This is a genomic window from Lacihabitans sp. LS3-19 (assembly GCF_024343575.1).
GTDB lineage: Bacteria > Bacteroidota > Bacteroidia > Cytophagales > Spirosomataceae > Leadbetterella.
Genome location: NZ_RJUA01000012.1, coordinates 77,401 through 98,062, shown reverse-complemented (window position 1 = coordinate 98,062; position 20,662 = coordinate 77,401). Strand labels below are relative to the sequence as shown.

Here is a 20,662-nt window from a genome sequence, read left to right as displayed (position 1 = left end):
ATTATCTTAAAAAATATTTGTAAAATTCAATATTTCCTACTATATTAACGTTGTTATAAGACCAAAAACATATTACCCATGAAGATGCTTGAGTATATAAAGATGATCTTAGATAAAGTTAGTTTTGATAAAAAATTATTTGAGAAAGAACTAAAAAAAGGATTAAAAGAATTATTGCCAATTGAGATTAAAGAATTGAAAAATTGGTGTTATGAAAAATTCGGAAAAATTTATCAGAGCATTTTAAATAAGGTTTTCAGAAGAGTAAGTTTTACTTAAATGTTTTAAAGAAAAATGTCGCTTATCATAAGCGACATTTTTTGTTTTATCTGTTAAACAAAAGCCTTTGACCTGATTTTTGTTTTGCAAAAATTCCATTGTCAAATAATAATTGTCCAGAAATGAAAGTTTTTTCTATTTTTGCACCAAAGGTTATACCTTCAAAAGGCGACCAGCCAGCTTTATAAAGTATATTTTCTTTTGAAACGGTATTTGGAGCGTTTAAATTTACCAAAACCAAGTCAGCCCAATAACCCTCTCTGATATATCCTCGTTTTTCTATTTTGAAACACTCAGCCGGAGCATGACACATTTTTTCAACGATTTTTTCTAAACTTATTTTACCTTTAGCATTGAAATCTAACATAACTTGTAAGCTGCTTTGAATAAGTGGTAAACCTGACGGTGCATTCCAGTAATCCTTTGATTTTTCTTCGATTGTATGAGGTGCATGATCTGTTGCAATTATGTCGAGTTTGTCATTTAGTAAGCCCTCCATTAAATTTTCTCTATGATTATGTTTTATTGCAGGATTACATTTGATTTTATTGCCAAATGTTTTGTAATCCTCGGCGTCAAAATAAAGATGATGAACACAAACCTCAGAAGTGATTTTTTTGTCTTTTAAAGGCATTGTATTGTCAAACAATTCTAATTCCTTACTGGTAGAGATATGCAATATATGAAGCCTAGTGTTATGTTTTTTGGCTAATCCAGTAGCCATACTTGATGACAAATAGCAAGCATCTTCATTTCTTATCAAAGCATGAATATCATAAGGTAGTTCTTCGTTTTGATATTTGTTTTTATAAAATTCTAGATTGTGTTTTACTGTAGCCTCATCTTCACAATGTGTAGCTATAAGTCCAGGGAAGTTTGAAAAAATATTTTCTAGGGTAGTTTCATTGTCTACAAGCATATTTCCAGTAGAACTTCCCATAAAGAGTTTCAAACCACATACTTTTTTGAGGTCAGTTTTCATCGTCTCTTCATAGTTGTCGTTTGAGCCACCCATAAAAAACGAATAGTTTGTCCAACTTGTATTAGCTGCTATTTGGTATTTGTCCTCTAACAATTCTTGTGTTAAGGCATTGGGAACGGTATTGGGCATTTCCATAAAACTTGTAGTGCCGCCCGCAAGTGCCGCTTTAGATTCGGTTTCGATATTAGCTTTATGTGTAAGTCCAGGTTCTCGGAAGTGTACTTGGTCATCTATTACCCCTGGCATAAGAAATAAGCCCTTAGCGTCTATTACTCTATCAGCAGGAACATAGCTTAAGTCAGAACTTATTTTTTCAATAATTCCATTTTTTATAAAAACATCTTTTTCTTCTATGATGCCTTCATTAATTACTTTCGCATTAAGTATTAAATAAGTATTCATTTAAGTATTTTATAATATTGATTTTAATTCACTTTTTGCTGCTTTTACTACCCAGCCATATTCTGCTATTTTTAGACACTCTTTATAAAGTGCCTTGGCTTTAACAAGGTCATTTTGAATTACAAATATTCTGGCCATTCCTAAATATGCCATGCCGTGATATTCTTTGGTATATCTGTCATCGTTTGGCATTTTCAAAGCCTTGGCATAGTTTATAAGTGCAGATTGGTAGTTTTTGGTTTGATGCTCATTGTAATATGCATCAAAAATCAAACCTGAAATAGTGCTAACTCTATCTTTTCTAGTTTTTAAAAGGTTGTCGTTTAGGGTTTTAGCATCTTCAAATTCATTGTTTAATAAAAGGCATTCAATATGTTTTATTTTAAAAATGAAATTGTTAGGATAGCGGCTATTAAGAATAGCGGAATAAGTTAATGATTTTTTGAAGTTAGTTTCGTATTTAATATTAATGTTTACCAAATACATAGCAGCTTCATTTCTGCTAAATATAGAATTTTTAAAGGAATTTTCCAATTCTGCAAGTCCTGTTGTCTTATTTCCATTGTCAAAAAACATAATTATCGGTTTTACCAATGGGTGAGATTCAGGATACTGCACTCTATAGAAATTGTAAAGGCCAGAGGCGAAAAGAAATTCAGGATTGGAATTTTTGTATTTTTTGCTTTCATTAAAGTATCCGTGAGCTTTTTTTGCTTCGTTTGCAGCAGCTAAAAAATCTTTTTGGTAATTATGTGAAAGTGCAATAAAACCATAAGCAGCCAATAGAAAGAAAGTAGCTTCTTTCTTATATTTTGGTTCTTTGTAGATGACTTTTGCTGAAGTAATACAGTCGTTAAGTTCTTTAATATACTTAGTAAGAGCTGCAGAGTTCTTATCAATTGGAATGTTTTCCCATTGAATTTGCAGGGCATTAATCAAATATTTGACAGGATGATTTGGATATTGGCTTTTTACTACTTCAAAAGTTTTGTCTGCCAATTCAAATTGCTGATTGTAGAGATAATCTAAGCCTTTTAAGGTTGTTTCTTTATTGGGTGCATCGTCTAGGAATTGTCCAAAGCTTTGGAGGCTTAATAAAAAGAAAAATAGAATCGATGTTTTAAAAATCATATTGAAAAAAAAGCCTTTCCCTCATACAAAGGAAAGGCTTAAAACTTAAAAATAATATTTTTATTATAAGCTAGTGCTTAAAAAGTTCATCACTTCTTTGTAGTTTTTCATGTCAACACCGCTTTTTTCAAGAGCTGCACCTACAGTTTTGGAAGTACAAACAATTTCAAAAGTAAGGTCTCCATTTGGCTTTAGAATTGTAGTTCCGTTTGCACCACCAAATAATTGTGATTGGTAACGATAGAACAATTCAACTTGTCCAGTTTTGTAACCGTAGTCTAAACGCTCTACTGAATTGTCAAGTTCTTTTGTATAAAGAATTGGAAGCGATTTTAAAGTTTCCCCGTTTTTAACAAAAACCATTACAAATTTTTCTGTTGTTACTAAAGCATTTTCGATAGCCACAGCTCCCCATTTGCTAGATACGCCATTGCCAATACCTGTTACTTCCATTTCTTTCCAATCGTCAGCTTTTACAGTTGCAAGGAAACTTTGTACATTAGCATTACCATCTTTTCCATTTGTACCATTTGTGCCATTTGTACCGTCTTTCCCATTTGTACCATTTGTACCATTGGTTCCAGCTGTTCCTTGAGGTCCAATTGGGCCTTGAAGACCTTGCTCTCCTTGATCACCTTTGCACGACCAGAATGAAACAGTTGTAGCTAGTGCAAAAATTGATAGTAGCTTAACTAATTTGTTCATAATTTTAAGAATTAAGATTTATTTGACTTCGAGATTTTTAGCAATATTATTTAAAATTGAACAACTTTGCAAGACAATTCGAATGAATATTTATTTTACGGTAATTTTTTTTACAAAAACTTAAACAATATCAAAATGAACAAGCTAGATTGCCTGAATCAGGTGGCTGATTTTCATAAAACGTTTCATCATCCAATCGAAAAGGATCCTATAATTCCATCCCAAAAGAGATGCGAGTTAAGGGTGGAATTAATATCAGAGGAGCTAAAGGAATTGGCGGAGGCAATTGAAAATAATGATTTGGTGGAAGTAGCAGATGCACTTTGTGATATTCAATATGTTTTGTCTGGTGCAGTTCTCGAATTTGGTTTAGGAAACAAATTTAAAGAACTTTTTGATGAGGTTCAGAGATCTAATATGAGTAAAGCTTGTGCAAACATAGAAGAAGCTGAAGCAACTGTGGAGCATTATACTAAAAAAGGATTTGAATGTTATCATAAAAAAGACGGAGAAAGGTATTTGGTTTTTAGGACAGCTGACAATAAAACTTTAAAAAATATTAACTATTCTCCTGCCGACTTGAAATCTATCTTGGAAAAATAATGGAGCAATTTAAAAAAGGTTTGATAGATAGATTTTGTAGATATGTAAAAATAGACACACAATCTGATGCCAGAAGTTTGACTTCTCCAAGTACTGAAAAACAAAAGGATTTGGGAAGAGTTTTGGTTAAAGAGCTATTAGAATTAGGTTTATTAGACGCTCATTTAGATGAATTTGGAGTGATTTATGCCACGCTACCTTCAAATTCAAGTAAAGGAGGAATTCCTAAAATCATGTTTTGTTCGCACATGGATACGTCTCCAGATTGCTCGGGTACTGATGTGAAGCCAATAATACATGAAAACTATCAAGGCGAAGATTTGATTTTACCTGACGATCCAAATCAAATTATTAAATATGCAGAACATCCTGATTTGAAAGACCAAATTGGCAATGATATAATTACAGCATCAGGCAGAACGCTTTTAGGTGCAGATAATAAGTCTGGATTAGCAGCAATAATGACTGCTTTGGAATATTTAAAACAACATCCTGAAATAAAATATGGCGATATAAAAATACTTTTTACGCCAGATGAGGAGATTGGTAGAGGAACTGAAAATGTAAATCTTGATAAACTTGGGGCGGATTTTGGATATACCATTGATGGAGAGACCCTTGGCTCCATTGAAAACGAGACTTTTTCGGCTGATGGTGTGCAAATAAAAATATTTGGCATAAGTGCTCACCCCGGTTTTGCAAAAGGTAAAATGCAAAACGCTATTAAAATAGGAGCTGAGATTTTGGAAAACTTACCAAAAGATCAAATTTCACCTGAAACAACCTCAAACAAAGAAGGATTTATTCATCCTACTGATATTCAGGGAAATGTTGAGGAATGCACTTTGAGTTTTATAATTAGAGATTTCGACAATAGTGGACTTATTGAAAAAGAAAGTTTATTAAAGAAAATAGCCGAAAAGATAATTAAAAAGTATCCAAGTTCCAGATTTGAATTTATTATTACGGAGCAATATCGAAACATGAAAACTGTTCTTGATAATTTTCCAGAAGTAACCGAAAATGCCATTGAAGCGATAAACAGAGCTGGTATAAAACCAAAACTACAAAGCATAAGAGGAGGTACTGACGGTTCTAGACTTTCATTTATGGGTTTACCTTGTCCAAATATCTTTGCGGGCGAACATGCCTTTCATTCAAAACTAGAATGGGTTTCAGTACAAGACATGCTCAAAGCGGCAGAAGTTATAGTAAATTTGGCAAAAATCTATGAAGAAAAAGCATGACGGAGATTCAAGAAAATATTAAAAAACTAAATAGCCTTTTACCTGAAAATGTAAAATTGGTTGCGGTGTCTAAGTTTAAACCCAAAGAGATGCTTTTGGAAGCATATGACATTGGTTTTAGGACTTTCGGAGAAAATTATGTGCAGGAATTGGTAGATAAATGGGAGGCTTTACCCAAGGATATCGAATGGCATTTTATAGGTCATTTACAAACCAACAAAGTAAAATATATAGCTCCTTTTGTAAGTTTAATTCATTCCGTTGATAGTTTTAAGCTTTTGCAAGAAATAAATAAGCAAGCTGCAAAAAATGGAAGGGTTATTAGCTGTTTGGTCCAAATTTTCATAGCCAAAGAAGACACAAAAACTGGAATGGAAATTGAAGAATTTGAGAAAATGTTGACGTCGGAAGAATTCAGTGCACTTAAAAACATTAAAGTAATTGGATTAATGGGGATGAGTACTTTTACAGAGAATTTGGATTTGGTAAGAGAAGAATTCAAAAGCTTAAAAGACTTGTTTGAAAAGATAAAATCTCATACAGCTGATAACTTTGATTTGAAGGAAATTTCGATGGGGATGAGTGGAGATTGGCCTTTAGCTATTGAGGAAGGAAGTACTATGGTTAGGGTTGGAAGTGCAATATTTGGTGCTAGGAATTAAATTAATAAAAAATTCAAAAAATATGAATAAGTTCTTTTTGCTTACGGGGTCATTTTTGGGGTTTTTGGGTGTTGGAATTGGAGCTTTCGGAGCACATGCTTTGCATCCTATGTTGGAAACTGCTGGTAGAGTGGATACTTTCGAAACAGGAGTGAAATACATGTTTTATCATGCTATTGCATTGGTTTTGGTAGGTATATTGAGTAAAGAGTTTCCAGTAAAATTAATAAAGTTAAGTGGAAATTTCTTCCTTTTTGGGGTTCTCATTTTCTCAGGAAGTTTGTTTTTGATATGTTTTACGGGCATTAATGTTTTCGGTGCTGTGGCACCAATTGGTGGCACATTAATGATTGCAGGCTGGGCCATGTTGTTTTGGAGTGTTTTAAAAGGTCGTTAAATTACAGTTCCTGCATTGTTACCAGTTTTTTATAATACCCGTTTTCTTTTTCGAATAAAGATTGGTGTGTGCCTTCTTCAACCACTTCACCATTCTGAATAACAAAGATTTGATCTGCATTCTGAATGGTGCTTAGTCTGTGGGCGATGACAAGTGAAGTTCGGTTTTTCATCAGATTAGCTAAGGCATCTTGAACGAGTTTTTCGGATTCAGTATCAAGGGCTGAAGTGGCTTCGTCCAAAATCAATATAGGTGGGTTTTGCAAAATTGCTCTGGCTATAGAAAGCCTCTGTTTTTGTCCGCCCGAAAGTTTTGAACCTCTATCACCGATGTTTGTTTCATACCCTTCGGTTTGGGCTAATATAAAATCATGAGCGTTGGCTATTTTGGCAGCATTTTCTACTTCTTCTTTGGTAACATTTCTTCCGAACGCGATATTGTTAAAAATGCTATCATTATACAGCATAGGTTCTTGGGTTACCATGCCCATGTGCTCTCTGAGGCTTTTTTGTGAGATAGTTTTTATGTCTTTTTCATCTATCAAAATAGTTCCTTTCTGCACATCATAAAATCTTATCAAAAGATCCGCAATAGTCGATTTTCCACCACCAGAAGCCCCAACTAAAGCAACAGTTTGCCCTTTTTTGATTGTTAGATTTACATTTTTCAGTATTTCTTTTCCTTCTGCATAAGAAAATCCAACGTTCTTAAATTCAATTTGAGCTTCAAATTTGTCTAATTCTGCAGCATTTTTTTCATCGATTATATCAGCTTTTTGTCCCAATAAATCCATAACTCTTTGTCCAGAAGCCAAGCCTCTTTGAGCAGTACTGATGGCTTGGGAAATCTCTTTGGCTGGCCTGATAACTTGCGAAAAGATTGCGATGTAAGATATGAAAGTTGATGCAGAAAGTGAGCCTGTTCCTTCCAAAATTAAACTTCCTCCAAAATAAAGTAAAGAAGCCACCATACTTATACCGATAAATTCCGAAAATGGATTGGCCATTTCTCTTTTCGAGGCATAGGCAAACATGGATTTCCGGTAGCCAGTGTTTTGCTCGTAAAAGCGTTTGGAAATAAAACCTTCAGCTAAAAAAGCTTTAACGACCCGCATACTTCCAAATGCCTCATCCATTAGACTGATTAGATTACTCAATCTTTGCTGACTGTCGCCGGCGTTATGTCGCATTCTTTTCAAAACTATACCTAAAAACGCACCAGTGATCGGAATAACTATCAGTGAAAATAATGTGAGTTTCCACGATATATAAAATAGGGCCACAAGATAGGCTGAGAGCAAAATCAGTTCCTTAATGGCTGCCGAAAACGAATTAGCTATAGAATTCTCTACTTCCTGCACATCAGTGGTTATTCTTGAGATAAGTTCGCCTTTTTTTTCATTCGAATAAAACCCAAGATGCAAATGTAAAGTATGCTCAAAAACCGCCTGACGCAAGTTAGCGACCATATTGGTTTTGAATCTTTCCAATAATCGTAAACTGAAGTATCTCGAAACGTTGGCGACAAAACTGACTCCTAAAATGGTGAAACATACAAACTTTAGGCCACCCAATTTGCCACCATTTAGGACAGATTGAGCAAAATATTTTTGGTAAAAATCTAAAAACTGAAAAGTGCTTGGTTGCTTGTTGGCCATTTCAACAATCACGCTGTCAGATACTTGTCCAAAAAGCACATCGAGCAGTGGTTTTAAAAGCACCAAATTTAAAACGCCGAAAACGCCAGCTATTAATGAGGTAAAAAAGAAGGGAATTACGAAATTTCGTAGACTTCCTGCGAATTTGAGTATTTTGAAATATATCTTCATCTATGGCAAAATTAGAAAGGTATTTTGGTTTAATACTTATTTTTTTAATTTACGTTTGTGATACTTGTGTTTTAGGAATACTTAATGCATGTTATTGAACACGGATTTTATGGATTTGACGCGGATTTATTTATTTTTAATACTTATATTTTTAGGTAGTTGCAAACCTGAAAAACAGCCTAAAACAATAAATCGTGCAGTATATTTTTGGAAAACCACTTTTGATTTACGCCAAAAAGAGAGAGCGTTTTTGGATGAAAATAAAGTAGAGAAAATCTATTTACGTTTTTTCGATGTTGATATTTTAGGGAATGAAGCCGTGCCAAAAGGAATTCTTAGGTTGAAATCAAAAGTAAGTCAGGAAATTATTCCCACAGTTTTTATCACAAATAGAGTGTTTGAAAAAACAAAAATTAATGAAATCGAAAACTTAGCAGAAAGAATTGTTTCACAAATCCAGATGATTTCAAATTCATATAGAGAGATTCAAATAGATTGTGATTGGACCTTGGGTACAAAAGAAAAGTATTTTTATTTTTTGAAAACACTCCGAGAAAAAACGGAAAATAAAATTAAACTTTCGGCTACTATTCGTTTGCACCAAATCAAATTTTACGAAAAAACAGGCATTCCGCCTGTAGATGAAGGTATTTTAATGTTGTATAATACTGGAGAATGGAGGAAACTTGCCATTGAAAATTCTATTTTTGATCCTCGTACAGTTTTGAAATATCTTGACAATCTTTCAAAATACCCAATGGAATTGAATTTCGCCTTTCCGATTTTTCAGCAGGTTTTGGTATATAGAAATGGGATTTTCTATACATTTATAAAAAATTGCTCCTCACAAGAAATTTTAGGTGAAACGGCTTTTGAAAAAGCAAAAATTGAAGGCCAATTTTTATGTAAAAACGACGTTCAATTCAAAAATATTTCCTTTAGAAAAAACGATATTTTAAAGTTTGAAAATGTAAATTTGAATGAAATTGAAACGATAAAAATAGATATTCTCAAAAATATAAAAGCCAATAAAACTACCCTAATTCTGTATCATTTAGATGAAAAAAATATTTCTAATTTCGATTCAAAAAAAATATCGAAACTTTTCTCCGAAAACTAAGACGCTTTTCAAATTTTGTACTGTTTTGGCTATTCTGGCATGTGGACCCAATCCTTTAGACTACGCCGAATATTTTTCTCTTTTTTATCCCGAAAATGCCAATACGCCCATTGACACAAAGCCTTATTATTACTCAACCATGGTGTTGAATGAGGATCCTTATTATTTTGAGGAAAACCCTGTAGAATCTGTTGAGCAAAAAGAAAATATTGCGGCATGGGAGAAATATTTTGCTGGTAAAATCGATAGAAATTTTATTAAAGAGTGTCTTTATGGTGATAAAAAGATAAATGTTCTGGCAAGTAAAGTTGGTGCATTTGATATGGCCGCAAAAGAATATCTCATTTTTACTCAAAATGTTGAAAATTCTACGCCGCATCACGAAAACTATTGGGATGATGCTCTTGTAATTGATACCACAAAAATTGAAATTTTGATAGAAAAGGGTAAAAATGGTTTCGAAAATGCACCAAATGACTTTTTGAAGGAGCGGTATTTGTTTCATAACCTAAAGCTTCAAGCTGAGATAGGGAAATATAAAGAGATAATCGAAGATTACAGTAAGTTTGCTCCAAAGATTAAATCAAAAACATTAATTAATGATTGGTCGAAAAGTAGGGTGGCAGGTGCAATTATGGCTACTGGAGACACAGCCAAGTCGGTTTTTATGTTTTCTGAAATATTCAATAGCTCAGAATCAAGAAGAAGACAATCAGACTTGAGTGTTAGGCGGATAAATCCGGCATTTTTTAAAGATGCTCTGAAATTAGCTAAAATGAGCGACGAAAAAGCCAATGTTTTGGTATTGCAAGGCGTGCAGCCGTTTCAAGACGGCTTAGAGATTGTGAAAGAAATCTATGATTTAAACCCCAAACACCCGCTTTTAGAATTGGTGTTTGCAAGAGAAATCAACAAAAACGAAATGTCTTTTTTTGCTGAAAAGAATGCCACGGTGTACGGGAATAATTTTAATTTTTATGACGAAAACTACAAAGTTGATATTAAAAAAGTTAATGAATCTCAAAAGCAAGGCGAGACTTATTTGAGCAAATTAGCAGATTTTGCAGCCAAAGTTGCTTCTGAGAATAAGGTTACGAATCCACTATTTTGGAATCTGAGCAATGCTTATTTTTTCTATCTTAAAAATCAACCAGAGAAGGGACTTGAGATTTTAAAAAACATAAAACTACAGGCCAATACCTTCCAACAAAAGCAAATAGATTTTCTTACTTTTGAAATGATTGAAAAACCCATTTCACTTGAAACTGAAGCTAGCTTGTTGAAAATTATTGAGGGTTTTACGGATGTTAAAACCTTTAGAGATAATAATTTGTTGATTAAAACTACCCAAACTTTGGCGAATTATTATGCTCAAAATAAAGAGCCTAAAAAAAGTGGATGGTTTTGGTCTTGCTCAAATGATAAAAAAGCCGAAGGCGGAAATGCTGTGAAATCGTTTTTGGCTAATAACATTTCAGCCTATTCCGATTATGGTAATGGCTACGAATTAAGTACAAATCAGAACGCATTAGTAGACACTTGTTCGGTAGATTTTCTGAAGAAAGTAATTGCATTTGCCAATTCCCCAGAACTAAATATTAACGACAAGAAACTGGTGCAACTTTCAAACCTGAAAGCGGATTATTTGAATCTTGCTTTGGCAAGAAGGCAGGTGTTGGAGTCGAAGTTTGCCGATGCGGCTGCAACTTTAAATTTAGTTTCTGCTAATACCTTAGAGGAAAATGGGTTCACGGAAAATTTTGAAAGCGAACCTAGAGATTTTTATTTTGGTAAAAAAGTCACTTCTGTTAAGCCTTCAAACTTTGTTCTTCATTTGGCAAATTTAGAAGCTAAAACAAAAGAAAAAAGTGCAAATGCAGATGACTGGTATCAATATGGAAAGGCTTTGTACAATTTGAGTTATTATGGGAAAGCTTGGATTTTAACGCATAGAGATAAAAGTTCGATGGAATTAGAATACGATACCGATATCAAAAACGATTATTATTTGACTGAAAATGCTAAGAAAGCATTCGAAAAGGCCTTGGCATTAAATCCTGATAAAGAACTGGCAGCAAAAATATGCTACGGTGGAGCTTTGTGTGAGCGAAATCAATATTTGGTTAAATTTTATTCTGAGAGACCAGATGAATATGATGCTCAAGATGCATATAATGAAAAAATGAAAAAAGAGGTACTACCTAAATTTCGCACGTTTTTTTCTAAATTGCTAAAAGATTATAAAGACACGCAATATCAAAAAATGATTTTAAAAGAATGCGAAACCTATGCCGCTTATAATCAATAAATTATGTTTTATTTAGCTTTAAGTATTTTATTTTCAGTGCTTTTGCTGGTCAATTTTAGGATTTTTCCGAAGTTTGAAATTAGCACTTTTCAGGCTATAGCTTTCAATTATCCAGTTTGCTTTATTACCGGAATTTTACTAATGCCAGATGGCCAACATTTTGCACTAGATTTTACGCAAAACTGGACTTACTATTGCTTGGCACTGGGTGTTGGCTTTATTATTACATTCGTTTTGAGCGGTTTGGCTACCCAAAAAATCGGCATGACCTTGACCTCAATGGCCAATAATGTTTCTTTGGTTATTCCTGTTTTGTTCAGTCTTTTGGTTTTTGGTAGTGCCGGAAAAGTTTTCGATTGGATAAATTATCTTGGATTGGTATTGGCTATTTTGGCGGTGGCTATCGCTACTTTTAAGGCTGACTCAGGTAAAAAAGCTAATTTTTGGCTACAAGGCGGTTTGGCTTTGGCGGTTTTTTTGATGTATGGAATTACGAACACTACCATAAATTACCTAAATATCGAGGTTATAAGAGACGCAGAGCGTGTCGTTCCAGTTACTTTGGTGATGGTTTTGGGAGCAGTTTTAGCTGGATTTTTGATGTTGGTTTATCGACTAATAAAAGGAACTGAAAAGATAGAAATGAAAAATGTCTTAGCCGGAATCACTTTGGGAGTGCCTAATTTCCTTTCGTTTTATCTTATTATTCTGACTTTGGGTTATTTTGGAAACAGTGGAGCTTTTGTTTATCCCATTTACAATATGGGTGTTATCCTTGTTTCGGCTCTGGTTTCTGTATTATTTTTCAAAGAAAAAATATCAAACTTAAATAGAATTGGCCTTTTACTAGCTCTTGTAGCTATTTTGATGATTTCTTGGCAAGAGGTTTTTGGGTTATGAAATTTTTTTTTCTTAATCATTTAAAGCTATTTAATTCAGAATTAAACTTTACAAATTTATTTTTCTTAAAATATGCAATTTATTTTTTGGATTTTACTGCTATTTATATTTATTATTTTTACATCGTTTTATATTTTTTCTTTTTTGCACCAAATTGGTTTTGTTATACCATTGTTTTTTCTTTCAAAGTCAGGTGCTACAATACTGATAGGCACTAACATAATATCTAAAGATAATATTAAGTTTAAACTTAAAGATTTTGATATTTTTATAAGAAGAAATCTTAAAAATTGGAATATTGGATTTACAGTTTCAAAGGAAAATAATTTGCCAAATTTTGTAGAGAAGTTTTGTGTTATTTTTTCCGCTTTTTTCCCATTAATTATCATAGTAGCCATTTTTAGTATTGTTCTTTCTAGTGAAGTTCATGGATATATAAGTTCCTTTCATTTATTTTTTTAATTTTTGGATTTTATGATTTCATTTTGCTTTTTGGGAATAAATTTATTTTTCTTAATGATGATGTTAGTTTTCAGGCTAGTAGGTTTAACTTTTTACGTAATTATCAGTTAAGTAAACTTGGATACACTTCTTCATTACTGGATTTTCATCTATTCATTGATGCTTTTAATATTGCTGATAGAATTAAAATTAAAGGCCTAAATATTAAAGACTTAAAAGAAAAAATAATAACAAAAGCATTTGAGTTTTCTTATTTTGAAGAAACAATTACTTTGATTAATTTGATGTCAAAGTCAAATCCTCTATCAAATATTCAATATGCTTTTCTCGGTGTATCACATTTTTATTTGAAAAATAAATTAGAAAAAGAGGATTGCTTTAAAAAAGCTTTAGAGTTAAGCCCTGAAAATCCAACGGTTTTAATTTATTTAGGATTTTGCTTATCTGAAGAAGGGGATTTTAGTTTAGCCTTAGATTATCTACAAAAAGTAAACGATACTGAAATGATATCAGCTTTTTATTTTAGTTTATTGGGTTTATGCAAACTAGAATTAGGTAAAGCATCGGAAGCTTTGAATGATTTAAATAAGGCAATCTCTATCGACAAGAATGAACCCTATGCTTATAGGAACTTAGGTATATATGAATTGAAATTAGGTAATTTGTATGAAGCAAAAAATTATTTTATGCAATCTAAAAAAATGAATAAGGTAGTTGATAGAATTGATAGTTTAATTTTAGAAGTGGATAAGAAAATTGCCGAGATTTTATAATAACAATACCAATTAATCTTGATTATTTTAAATAATAAGTTGAATTCGAACTTTGCAATCGATGCATTTTGTGGAAATTAAGTTTTTGTCCTTTTAGATGATATTAATACAACTCCATTTTCATATTTTTCTTTCCTAATCCGTCATTTTTTCCTATCTTTGCATCCTTTTTGATTTTTCGAAAAGCTTGATAATAAAATATTTATATAAAAAATAGGATTAGTAATATGTCTAATATAGTTGCGATAGTAGGTAGGCCCAATGTTGGAAAATCTACTTTATTTAATAGATTGATAGAAGAGCGTGTGGCAATTACAGACAATCAATCAGGTGTAACACGTGACAGACACTATGGAAATGCGTTTTGGCTTAATAAAAATTTTACGGTTATAGATACAGGCGGATACGTTGTTGGCTCTGATGATACTTTTGAGGAGGCCATTCGTTCGCAAGTAGAGTTGGCTCTAGAAGAAGCCACAGTGATACTATTTGTGGTAGATACCAAGCAAGGTTTAACAGAGCTTGACGAGGAGTTTGCAAATGTATTGCGTAGATCTAAGAAGCCTATTTTCGTTGTGGCCAACAAGGCGGAGACTTTTGAAAGGGCGAATTTAGTAGCCGCAGAGTTTTATGGCATGGGTCTGGCAAGTGAAGTTTATCCTATTTCGGCAGCTGATGGTTCTGGCACAGGAGAATTATTAGACGAGATGGTAAAACATTTAGAGCATGACCAAGAAGAAAATCCGAATGAAGGTATACCAAGGATTTCGATTTTAGGAAGACCAAATGTTGGAAAATCTTCTTTTTTGAATGCACTTTTGGGAAAAGAAAGGAGTATCGTAACAGATGTGGCAGGCACAACTCGTGACGCCATCGATACGCATTACAAGATGTTCGGTAAGGATTTTATTCTTACTGACACTGCGGGAATTCGTAAAAAAGCCAAAGTAAACGAAGATATTGAGTTTTATTCGGTTTTAAGGTCTATAAAAGCATTGGATAATTCAGATGTTTGTATAATATTATTAGATGCTACTTTAGGACTTGAAGCTCAAGACGTCAGCATAATAGCCCAAGCACACAATGCTAAAAAAGGTATTGTAATTATGGTGAACAAATGGGACGCTATTGTAGATAAAGATTCGAAAACGGCGGAGGTGATGAAAAAGGAGTTTTTGGAAAGATTGGCTCCTATGAATTATATGCCTGTTATTTTTGCTTCTGCATTAGAAAAACAACGAATTTTTCAGGTTATAGAGAAGGCGATGGAAGTCTATGAAGTAAGAAATTCTCAAGTGACAACTTCAAAATTAAACGACATATTATTGCCAATTATAGAGAACTATCCACCGCCATCAATGAAAGGTAAAATGGTTAGAATTAAATACATAGTGCAGATTCCAACCCCATCGCCTACGTTTGTTTTTTTCTGTAATTTGCCTCAATATGTGCAAGAGTCTTATCAGAGATTTCTTAAAAATAAAATAAGAGAACATTTCGGTTTTGAAGGCGTTACGATTACGACTTTTTTTAGAAAGAAGTAAAATAATTTATTTTAGATTGATTCGATTTGGGATTTTAGATTTGTTATGAAATAATTATCAAATAATTTTTTAATAAATGAATGCTGCGATTTTTAAGAATAGAACTAAAAAATTAGCACTTGAATGTGGGAAATTTGTGGATGATTTACCTCAAAAAACCAGTATTAGAATATACGGAGGCCAGGTTATCAGATCTTCAGCTTCAGTTGGGGCTAATTATAGGGCAGCTTGTAGGGCTAAATCTCTTGCTGATATGATTAATAAATTGAAAATTGTAGAAGAGGAGGCGGACGAAACATTATATTGGCTCGAATTAATTGAAGAATCATTAAATCTTAAAACTGAAATATTACTTTGGTTGAAAAAAGAATCTGATGAAATACTTTCTATGGTAGTAGCTTCTATTAATACTTTGAAGAAAAAACAAAAACCAAAAGAATGATTTAATTTTTATAGGAATAATAGATTTACTAATAGTTATTCGAATCAATCGTAAATCGAATCAATCGTAAATCAAATCAATCTTACATCGAATCACTTGTAAATCGAATTAATCGTAAATCGAATCAATCGTAAATCAAATGGCAAAACATACCTTATTAATGGAAGGCCCTGATGCTAAAGGGTTAATATTTCATGTAACAAGTGTTCTTTTTAACAACGAATGCAATATTCTTAGGCAAGACGAGTACGTAAGTCCGAATGGGTGGTTTTTTATGCGTACAGAGTTTGTGAGTGCCGATGACTTTGACACACAAAAAGTATTGGTAGATTTAAGAATCAAAGTACCTTCTGAAGAAATAAAATTCAGGCTAAATCCGCAGAAAAAGAAAGATATCGTGCTATTATGTACTAAAGAACATCATTGTCTTTCTGAGATATTGATTCGTTATGCGTTTGCAGAGCTCAAAGCAAATGTCTTAGCCGTAGTTAGTAATTACAATACTTTACAACCATTTGTTAGCAAGTTTGGAATTCCTTTCCATTATGTCGCCGCTGAAAACAAAACGCGAGAAGAGCACGAAGCCGCAGTTTTAAAAACCTTAGATATCTACAACCCTGAGCTTTTGATTCTTGCCAAGTATATGAGGATTCTTTCTCCAGCTTTTGTATCTAAATACTCCAATAAAATCGTCAATATTCATCACTCGTTTTTGCCTGCATTTATTGGTGCCAATCCTTATAAACAAGCTTACGAAAGAGGTGTTAAGATAATTGGAGCCACGGCACACTTTGTAAATGACAACCTTGACGAGGGGCCAATTATTGCCCAAGATACCAAAGATGTGGACCACAGATATTCTGCAGCAGACATGGCTCGTGATGGCCGTGATGTAGAGAAAATGGTATTGATAAAAGCTCTAAAGCTAGTTTTGGATGATAGAGTTTTTATTTTTGGAAATCGAACGGTGATTCTTTAAAAGAAATAGCCAATCCGAATCACAAATGGAGAGCCATTGCCGCCAATTGATTGCAAACTTCTATAGCCAAATGAAGGTGCACCCAGATTGTACATTACTGAAATAAAACTTCCACTTTGTTGTGAATTACGGCCTTGGTAAAATCCTAAACCAATTAGTGGAGAAGCACCCCATTTTCTTGCTGGCCCATCAACATCGAAATTATAAAAATTAATTTGGTTGTTTGGAGCATTCATAAATTCATATTCTCCTTGGGCAAATAATGATTTCCATATAGCTTGTCTTACAAAAACTCTTCCTCCTGCAGCTACATTTCCGCCTTGTTGATATCCACCTTGGTATATAAATGAAGCTCCGACACCTACTATTGTTCCTTTTTCGGTTACATCATAGCCTACCATTGGCGAGGCATCAAAATATAAAGCTCCCCAAAACTGAGCCCAAATATTACCGCCATAATGCAAACGTTGTTTCCAAGCTGGTTTTGGCTCTTCAAATAGTACAGGTTTCTCTTCTTGTTCTTCTTGAGGTTCCTCTTCTATAGGTTCTGCTTGTGGGATAATTTGGGCTTTTAGGGAAAAAGAAAGAAGAAAAATAAAAATGAATTTTTGCATCGATAAGTATTTTAAAAAAACAAAGGTCGAAAGATAGGGTCTATATATCAAATCTTTCACCTAATTAAAACAATAAACGAAACAATTTGCTTCGCATTGTAATTCGAAATAGCATTTGGAGATTTTTTTTTGAAACAAGTTTTACTCTTGAGTTTTTATTTTTCTTTATTTTAAAATAATCCAAAAAAGGGTAGGAGAGCGGTTAAATTTGGAATAAAAAGGCTAAAAAGAATTCTTTAATATGCCTTTCTTAAAAGATGATTAAAGTTTTCTCTTGTTTTTTTTGAAATAAATAATCCAAAAGTAAATCTATGGCGTAAGTGATTCAAATTAAATAATAAAACAAATGAAAAAATCACTTAAAACATTAGGAATCGCAATCGGGTTTGCATTATTAGGAACTGCAACATTTGCTCAAAAAGGAACAGTAACAGTAGGCGGCGAAGCCATGTATCCAAAGAAAAACATTGTAGAAAATGCTGTAAATTCTAAAGATCATACCACATTGGTAGCGGCAGTAAAAGCAGCAGGATTGGTAGATGCACTGATGGGAGCTGGACCTTTCACGGTTTTTGCACCTGTAAATTCAGCTTTTGACAAGCTTCCAGCAGGTACTGTGGAAACCTTGCTTAAACCTGAAAACAAAAGCACATTGACTAAGATTCTTACTTATCACGTAGTGGCAGGTAAGTTAGATGCCAAAGAGTTGATGAAACTGATAGAGAAAGGAAAAGGTCAAGCCAAACTAAAAACACTTTCAGGTGGAATGTTAACGTCTAAAATGAACGGGGATATGAATATTTCTATCACAGATGAAAAAGGAGACGTGGCAAATATTAGTATCTACAATGTGTATCAATCAAACGGTGTTATACATTCTTTGGATACGGTATTGTTGCCAATGTAAGTTTTTCGAAGCACAAATTATGAAAACAAAACCCTTTATAAGTCCTTCTCTGATTGAGAAGGACTTTGGGTAAAGAAAAAAAGAAGGTATCAAAATATTCCTCAAATATGTATTTTGGTATTGAATGATTAAGTATTTTTAAAAAACCTCTAAACAAATTTTATTTTGACAACTCAAATCTCAGAAGAAGAATTGGTTAGGACGCTAAAACAAAACAGCCAGAGTTCATTTGAATATCTTTACGACCATTATTCGGGGAGTTTGCTCGGTGTGGTTACCAAGATAGTCAAAGACACCGAAAAGTCGGAAGACATTCTTCAGGATGTTTTCGTGAAAATCTGGAAAAAAATAGGCGACTATGACCCTTCTAAAGGCAGATTGTTTACCTGGATGGTAAACATCGCCCGCAACACAGCCATTGATCAAGTCCGCAAGGACAAAAACATTTGGCTTGAAGACATCGACGAATTGCATGGACAGGTGGACAAAAAGGCGAGTTTTCAGCCTGAAATGTCACTGTTTGACCTGAAAGGACTAACGGATAAACTCAAAACTGACCGAAAGGTATTGATTGACATGGTTTATTTTCAAGGATATACTCAAGAAGAGGCGGCTGATATTTTAAAAATTCCTTTGGGAACAGCCAAATCACGCATTAGGACGGCTCTTCAAGATCTAAAAACTATTTTTAAGATATGAATATTAGTGAATATATAGCATCTGGTATACTAGAAGCTTACGTATTGGGCTCGACAACACCACAAGAAAAACAAGAAGTGGAGTGTATGTCGAAGATTTACCCAGAAATAAAGGAAGAACTAACGACGCTGGAAGGAACTATGGAAACTTATGCAAAAATGCATGAGGTAAAACCATCTGAAGGATTGAAATCAAAGATTTTTGCACAAATGACTTTCGATGAACCAGTTGAAAATAGTACTGATGAAGCCTTGCCGGTTGTAGAGGAATCTCAAACAAAGGTAATTTCACTTTGGCCAAAACTGGCAGTTGCTGCTGCTTTAATATTTGGGGTATTGTTTGTCTGGTCATACAAAAAAAATGGAGAAAGCGAGGCACAATTGGCCGCCTTAAAGTCTGAAATACAGCAAGAGCAGGTAAAGATATCCTCTACAGAGAGTATGTTGGCCTTGTTTAAAGACAGCCAAAATGTAAAAATGGAGTTAAATGGCGTAGAAAAATCGCCAAATAGCAAAGTATTGGCTTTTTGGAACAAAGAAACGGAAGAAATGAAGCTAGTGGTGGATAAACTACCAGTTGCACCAAAAGGCAAACAATACCAAGTATGGGGAATTGTAGACGGTGTGCCTGTTGATATGGGTATGGTTGACTTAGATTTTCAAAATAAAATATTGGCAATGAAAGTGCCGAAGGGCAACATAGCAGCGTTTGCAATTACGCTTGAAAAACAAGGGGGAAATCCTACACCTACATTAGAGGAAATGTATGTGATTGGGAACGTTTAGAGGTAAATTTTTGAACCCTGACACCATTGTCGCAAGGCAGTGGTGTTTTTTTATGCTTAAAAATTGCCAATTAACATTGCTTTAACATGCTTTAAATAATATTTTTTGGTTGCTTAATAAAAAAGCAATTGCTTTGTTGGAAATTTAAAACTGTATAAAATGAAAAAAACACTTTTAGCTCTTTTTCTTATAGGATCTGTAGCCGTAAATGCTCAAGAAACTACTCCTAAAATGGTAATTGAAAACTACATAAAAGCAATTGGTGGTCAAGATGCTATAAATTCTATAAAAGACTTCTCAATGGAGCTGACGGCAGAAATGCAGGGACAGTCAATGAGTATGGTTGTAAAGAAAAAAATGCCCAACAAGTTTTTAACTGTTGTTACTGTAGACGGTATGGGAGAAGTAAACAATACAGTTTTTGATGGTGAAAAAGGAAAAGTTTCAGGTATGGGACAAGAGCAAATGGTAGAAGGAGAGGATGCTAAAAAACTCGCAGCACAAGGAAATATTATAGGAGAAATTCAATATTTGGATGATTTAGGTAAACTTAGCTATTTAGGCAAAGAAAATATAGATGGTGTAGAATGTCATGCTCTGAAGATTTTAAATGCTGCTGGCGAAGCAAAAGAATATTACGAAGTTGAATCGGGCCTAAAAAAGCGTCAAATAAATGATATCGAATCTCCAATGGGCAAAATGACCGTTACAATAGATTATGCTGATTATAAAGCAGTTGGTGGAATCAAATTTCCACATGTATTAAAACAAGACATGGGTATGATGGCTTTCGATTTCAAAACAAAAGAGATTTTAGTGAACTCTAATTTGGATGATTCACTTTTTGAGGTGAAATAAGAATTATTGAATTAATAGATATTAAAGCAGTCATA

General features: G+C 33.5%; 22 protein-coding genes. 16 read left to right on the top strand and 6 right to left on the bottom strand.

All coding sequences use genetic code 11. The features are described 5' to 3' along the window. Positions 1-84: 84 nt before the first annotated feature. Positions 85-279: a hypothetical protein gene (locus EGI22_RS10855; protein WP_255068376.1), complete on the top strand. Its 195-nt coding sequence runs from the start codon at positions 85-87 to the stop codon at positions 277-279. Positions 280-325: 46 nt separating this feature from the next. Here EGI22_RS10855 and EGI22_RS10850 read toward each other — a convergent pair whose 3' ends face one another. The 3 genes from EGI22_RS10850 to EGI22_RS10840 all read right to left on the bottom strand — a co-directional run bounded on the left by EGI22_RS10850 (position 326) and on the right by EGI22_RS10840 (position 3,499). Next, positions 326-1,663 (bottom strand): dihydroorotase, encoded by a 1,338-nt coding sequence (locus tag EGI22_RS10850; RefSeq protein WP_255068375.1) that lies wholly within the window; start codon positions 1,661-1,663, stop codon positions 326-328. 9 nt (positions 1,664-1,672) lie between these two features. After that, positions 1,673-2,794, bottom strand: coding sequence for a tol-pal system YbgF family protein (locus EGI22_RS10845; protein WP_255068374.1), 1,122 nt, complete (start codon positions 2,792-2,794; stop codon positions 1,673-1,675). Positions 2,795-2,857: 63 nt separating this feature from the next. Then, on the bottom strand, positions 2,858-3,499 hold the full coding sequence (locus EGI22_RS10840; RefSeq protein WP_255068373.1) for a hypothetical protein: 642 nt from the start codon (positions 3,497-3,499) through the stop codon (positions 2,858-2,860). Between the two features lie 135 nt (positions 3,500-3,634). On the opposite strand from EGI22_RS10840, the gene EGI22_RS10835 reads away from it, so the two are divergent. From EGI22_RS10835 to EGI22_RS10820, 4 genes are read left to right on the top strand one after another with little or no spacing between them, the layout of a single operon-like run. Next, entirely contained in the window at positions 3,635-4,102 is a 468-nt protein-coding gene (locus tag EGI22_RS10835) for a nucleoside triphosphate pyrophosphohydrolase family protein (protein ID WP_255068372.1), read from the top strand. Beyond that, positions 4,102-5,349 carry a peptidase T gene (gene pepT, locus EGI22_RS10830; protein ID WP_255068371.1) on the top strand — a complete coding sequence of 416 codons (1,248 nt, stop codon included), beginning with the start codon at positions 4,102-4,104 and terminating at the stop codon, positions 5,347-5,349. The genes EGI22_RS10835 and pepT overlap by 1 nt, the downstream gene beginning before the upstream one ends. Continuing rightward, positions 5,346-6,011: a YggS family pyridoxal phosphate-dependent enzyme gene (locus tag EGI22_RS10825; protein ID WP_255068370.1), complete on the top strand. Its 666-nt coding sequence runs from the start codon at positions 5,346-5,348 to the stop codon at positions 6,009-6,011. Before pepT ends, EGI22_RS10825 begins: the two co-directional genes overlap by 4 nt. A gap of 22 nt (positions 6,012-6,033) precedes the next feature. After that, positions 6,034-6,408 carry a DUF423 domain-containing protein gene (locus tag EGI22_RS10820; protein ID WP_255068368.1) on the top strand — a complete coding sequence of 125 codons (375 nt, stop codon included), beginning with the start codon at positions 6,034-6,036 and terminating at the stop codon, positions 6,406-6,408. A 1-nt stretch (position 6,409) separates the two neighbouring features. Here EGI22_RS10820 and EGI22_RS10815 read toward each other — a convergent pair whose 3' ends face one another. Further along, a complete protein-coding gene (locus EGI22_RS10815; RefSeq protein WP_255068367.1) occupies positions 6,410-8,236 on the bottom strand; it encodes an ABC transporter ATP-binding protein in 1,827 nt (608 codons plus the stop codon). A 109-nt stretch (positions 8,237-8,345) separates the two neighbouring features. Between EGI22_RS10815 and EGI22_RS10810 the strand changes: the two genes are divergently transcribed. The 3 genes from EGI22_RS10810 to EGI22_RS10800 are packed head-to-tail and all read left to right on the top strand — an operon-like array spanning position 8,346 to position 12,564. Continuing rightward, complete coding sequence (locus tag EGI22_RS10810; RefSeq protein ID WP_255068366.1) at positions 8,346-9,356, top strand: hypothetical protein; 1,011 nt, start codon at positions 8,346-8,348, stop codon at positions 9,354-9,356. Continuing rightward, entirely contained in the window at positions 9,295-11,664 is a 2,370-nt protein-coding gene (locus EGI22_RS10805) for a hypothetical protein (RefSeq protein ID WP_255068365.1), read from the top strand. Before EGI22_RS10810 ends, EGI22_RS10805 begins: the two co-directional genes overlap by 62 nt. A gap of 3 nt (positions 11,665-11,667) precedes the next feature. Continuing rightward, positions 11,668-12,564: a DMT family transporter gene (locus tag EGI22_RS10800; protein ID WP_255068363.1), complete on the top strand. Its 897-nt coding sequence runs from the start codon at positions 11,668-11,670 to the stop codon at positions 12,562-12,564. A gap of 128 nt (positions 12,565-12,692) precedes the next feature. Here the strand turns inward: EGI22_RS10800 and EGI22_RS10795 are convergent, their stop codons facing one another. Continuing rightward, on the bottom strand, positions 12,693-12,962 hold the full coding sequence (locus tag EGI22_RS10795; protein ID WP_255068362.1) for a hypothetical protein: 270 nt from the start codon (positions 12,960-12,962) through the stop codon (positions 12,693-12,695). Positions 12,963-13,049: 87 nt separating this feature from the next. Between EGI22_RS10795 and EGI22_RS10790 the strand changes: the two genes are divergently transcribed. The 4 genes from EGI22_RS10790 (at position 13,050) to purU (ending at position 16,764) form a co-directional block, all read left to right on the top strand. Continuing rightward, entirely contained in the window at positions 13,050-13,799 is a 750-nt protein-coding gene (locus tag EGI22_RS10790; RefSeq protein ID WP_255068361.1) for a tetratricopeptide repeat protein, read from the top strand. A 227-nt stretch (positions 13,800-14,026) separates the two neighbouring features. After that, complete coding sequence (gene der, locus EGI22_RS10785) at positions 14,027-15,343, top strand: ribosome biogenesis GTPase Der (protein WP_255068359.1); 1,317 nt, start codon at positions 14,027-14,029, stop codon at positions 15,341-15,343. A 76-nt stretch (positions 15,344-15,419) separates the two neighbouring features. Next, complete coding sequence (locus tag EGI22_RS10780; protein ID WP_255068358.1) at positions 15,420-15,785, top strand: four helix bundle protein; 366 nt, start codon at positions 15,420-15,422, stop codon at positions 15,783-15,785. Between the two features lie 139 nt (positions 15,786-15,924). Beyond that, positions 15,925-16,764: a formyltetrahydrofolate deformylase gene (purU, locus tag EGI22_RS10775; protein ID WP_255068357.1), complete on the top strand. Its 840-nt coding sequence runs from the start codon at positions 15,925-15,927 to the stop codon at positions 16,762-16,764. On the opposite strand, the gene EGI22_RS10770 is transcribed toward purU, so the two are convergent. Next, complete coding sequence (locus EGI22_RS10770; protein WP_255068356.1) at positions 16,761-17,378, bottom strand: hypothetical protein; 618 nt, start codon at positions 17,376-17,378, stop codon at positions 16,761-16,763. The two genes, purU and EGI22_RS10770, sit on opposite strands and share 4 nt — an antisense overlap. Positions 17,379-17,724: 346 nt before the next feature. Here EGI22_RS10770 and EGI22_RS10765 point away from each other — a divergent pair, with 346 nt between their 5' ends. The 4 genes from EGI22_RS10765 to EGI22_RS10750 all read left to right on the top strand — a co-directional run bounded on the left by EGI22_RS10765 (position 17,725) and on the right by EGI22_RS10750 (position 20,627). Then, on the top strand, positions 17,725-18,285 hold the full coding sequence (locus EGI22_RS10765; protein ID WP_255068355.1) for a fasciclin domain-containing protein: 561 nt from the start codon (positions 17,725-17,727) through the stop codon (positions 18,283-18,285). 165 nt (positions 18,286-18,450) lie between these two features. Continuing rightward, positions 18,451-18,984 (top strand): RNA polymerase sigma factor, encoded by a 534-nt coding sequence (locus tag EGI22_RS10760; protein WP_255068353.1) that lies wholly within the window; start codon positions 18,451-18,453, stop codon positions 18,982-18,984. Beyond that, entirely contained in the window at positions 18,981-19,769 is a 789-nt protein-coding gene (locus EGI22_RS10755) for an anti-sigma factor (protein WP_255068352.1), read from the top strand. Before EGI22_RS10760 ends, EGI22_RS10755 begins: the two co-directional genes overlap by 4 nt. 159 nt (positions 19,770-19,928) lie before the next feature. After that, on the top strand, positions 19,929-20,627 hold the full coding sequence (locus EGI22_RS10750) for a hypothetical protein (RefSeq protein ID WP_255068351.1): 699 nt from the start codon (positions 19,929-19,931) through the stop codon (positions 20,625-20,627). Positions 20,628-20,662: the final 35 nt, after the last annotated feature.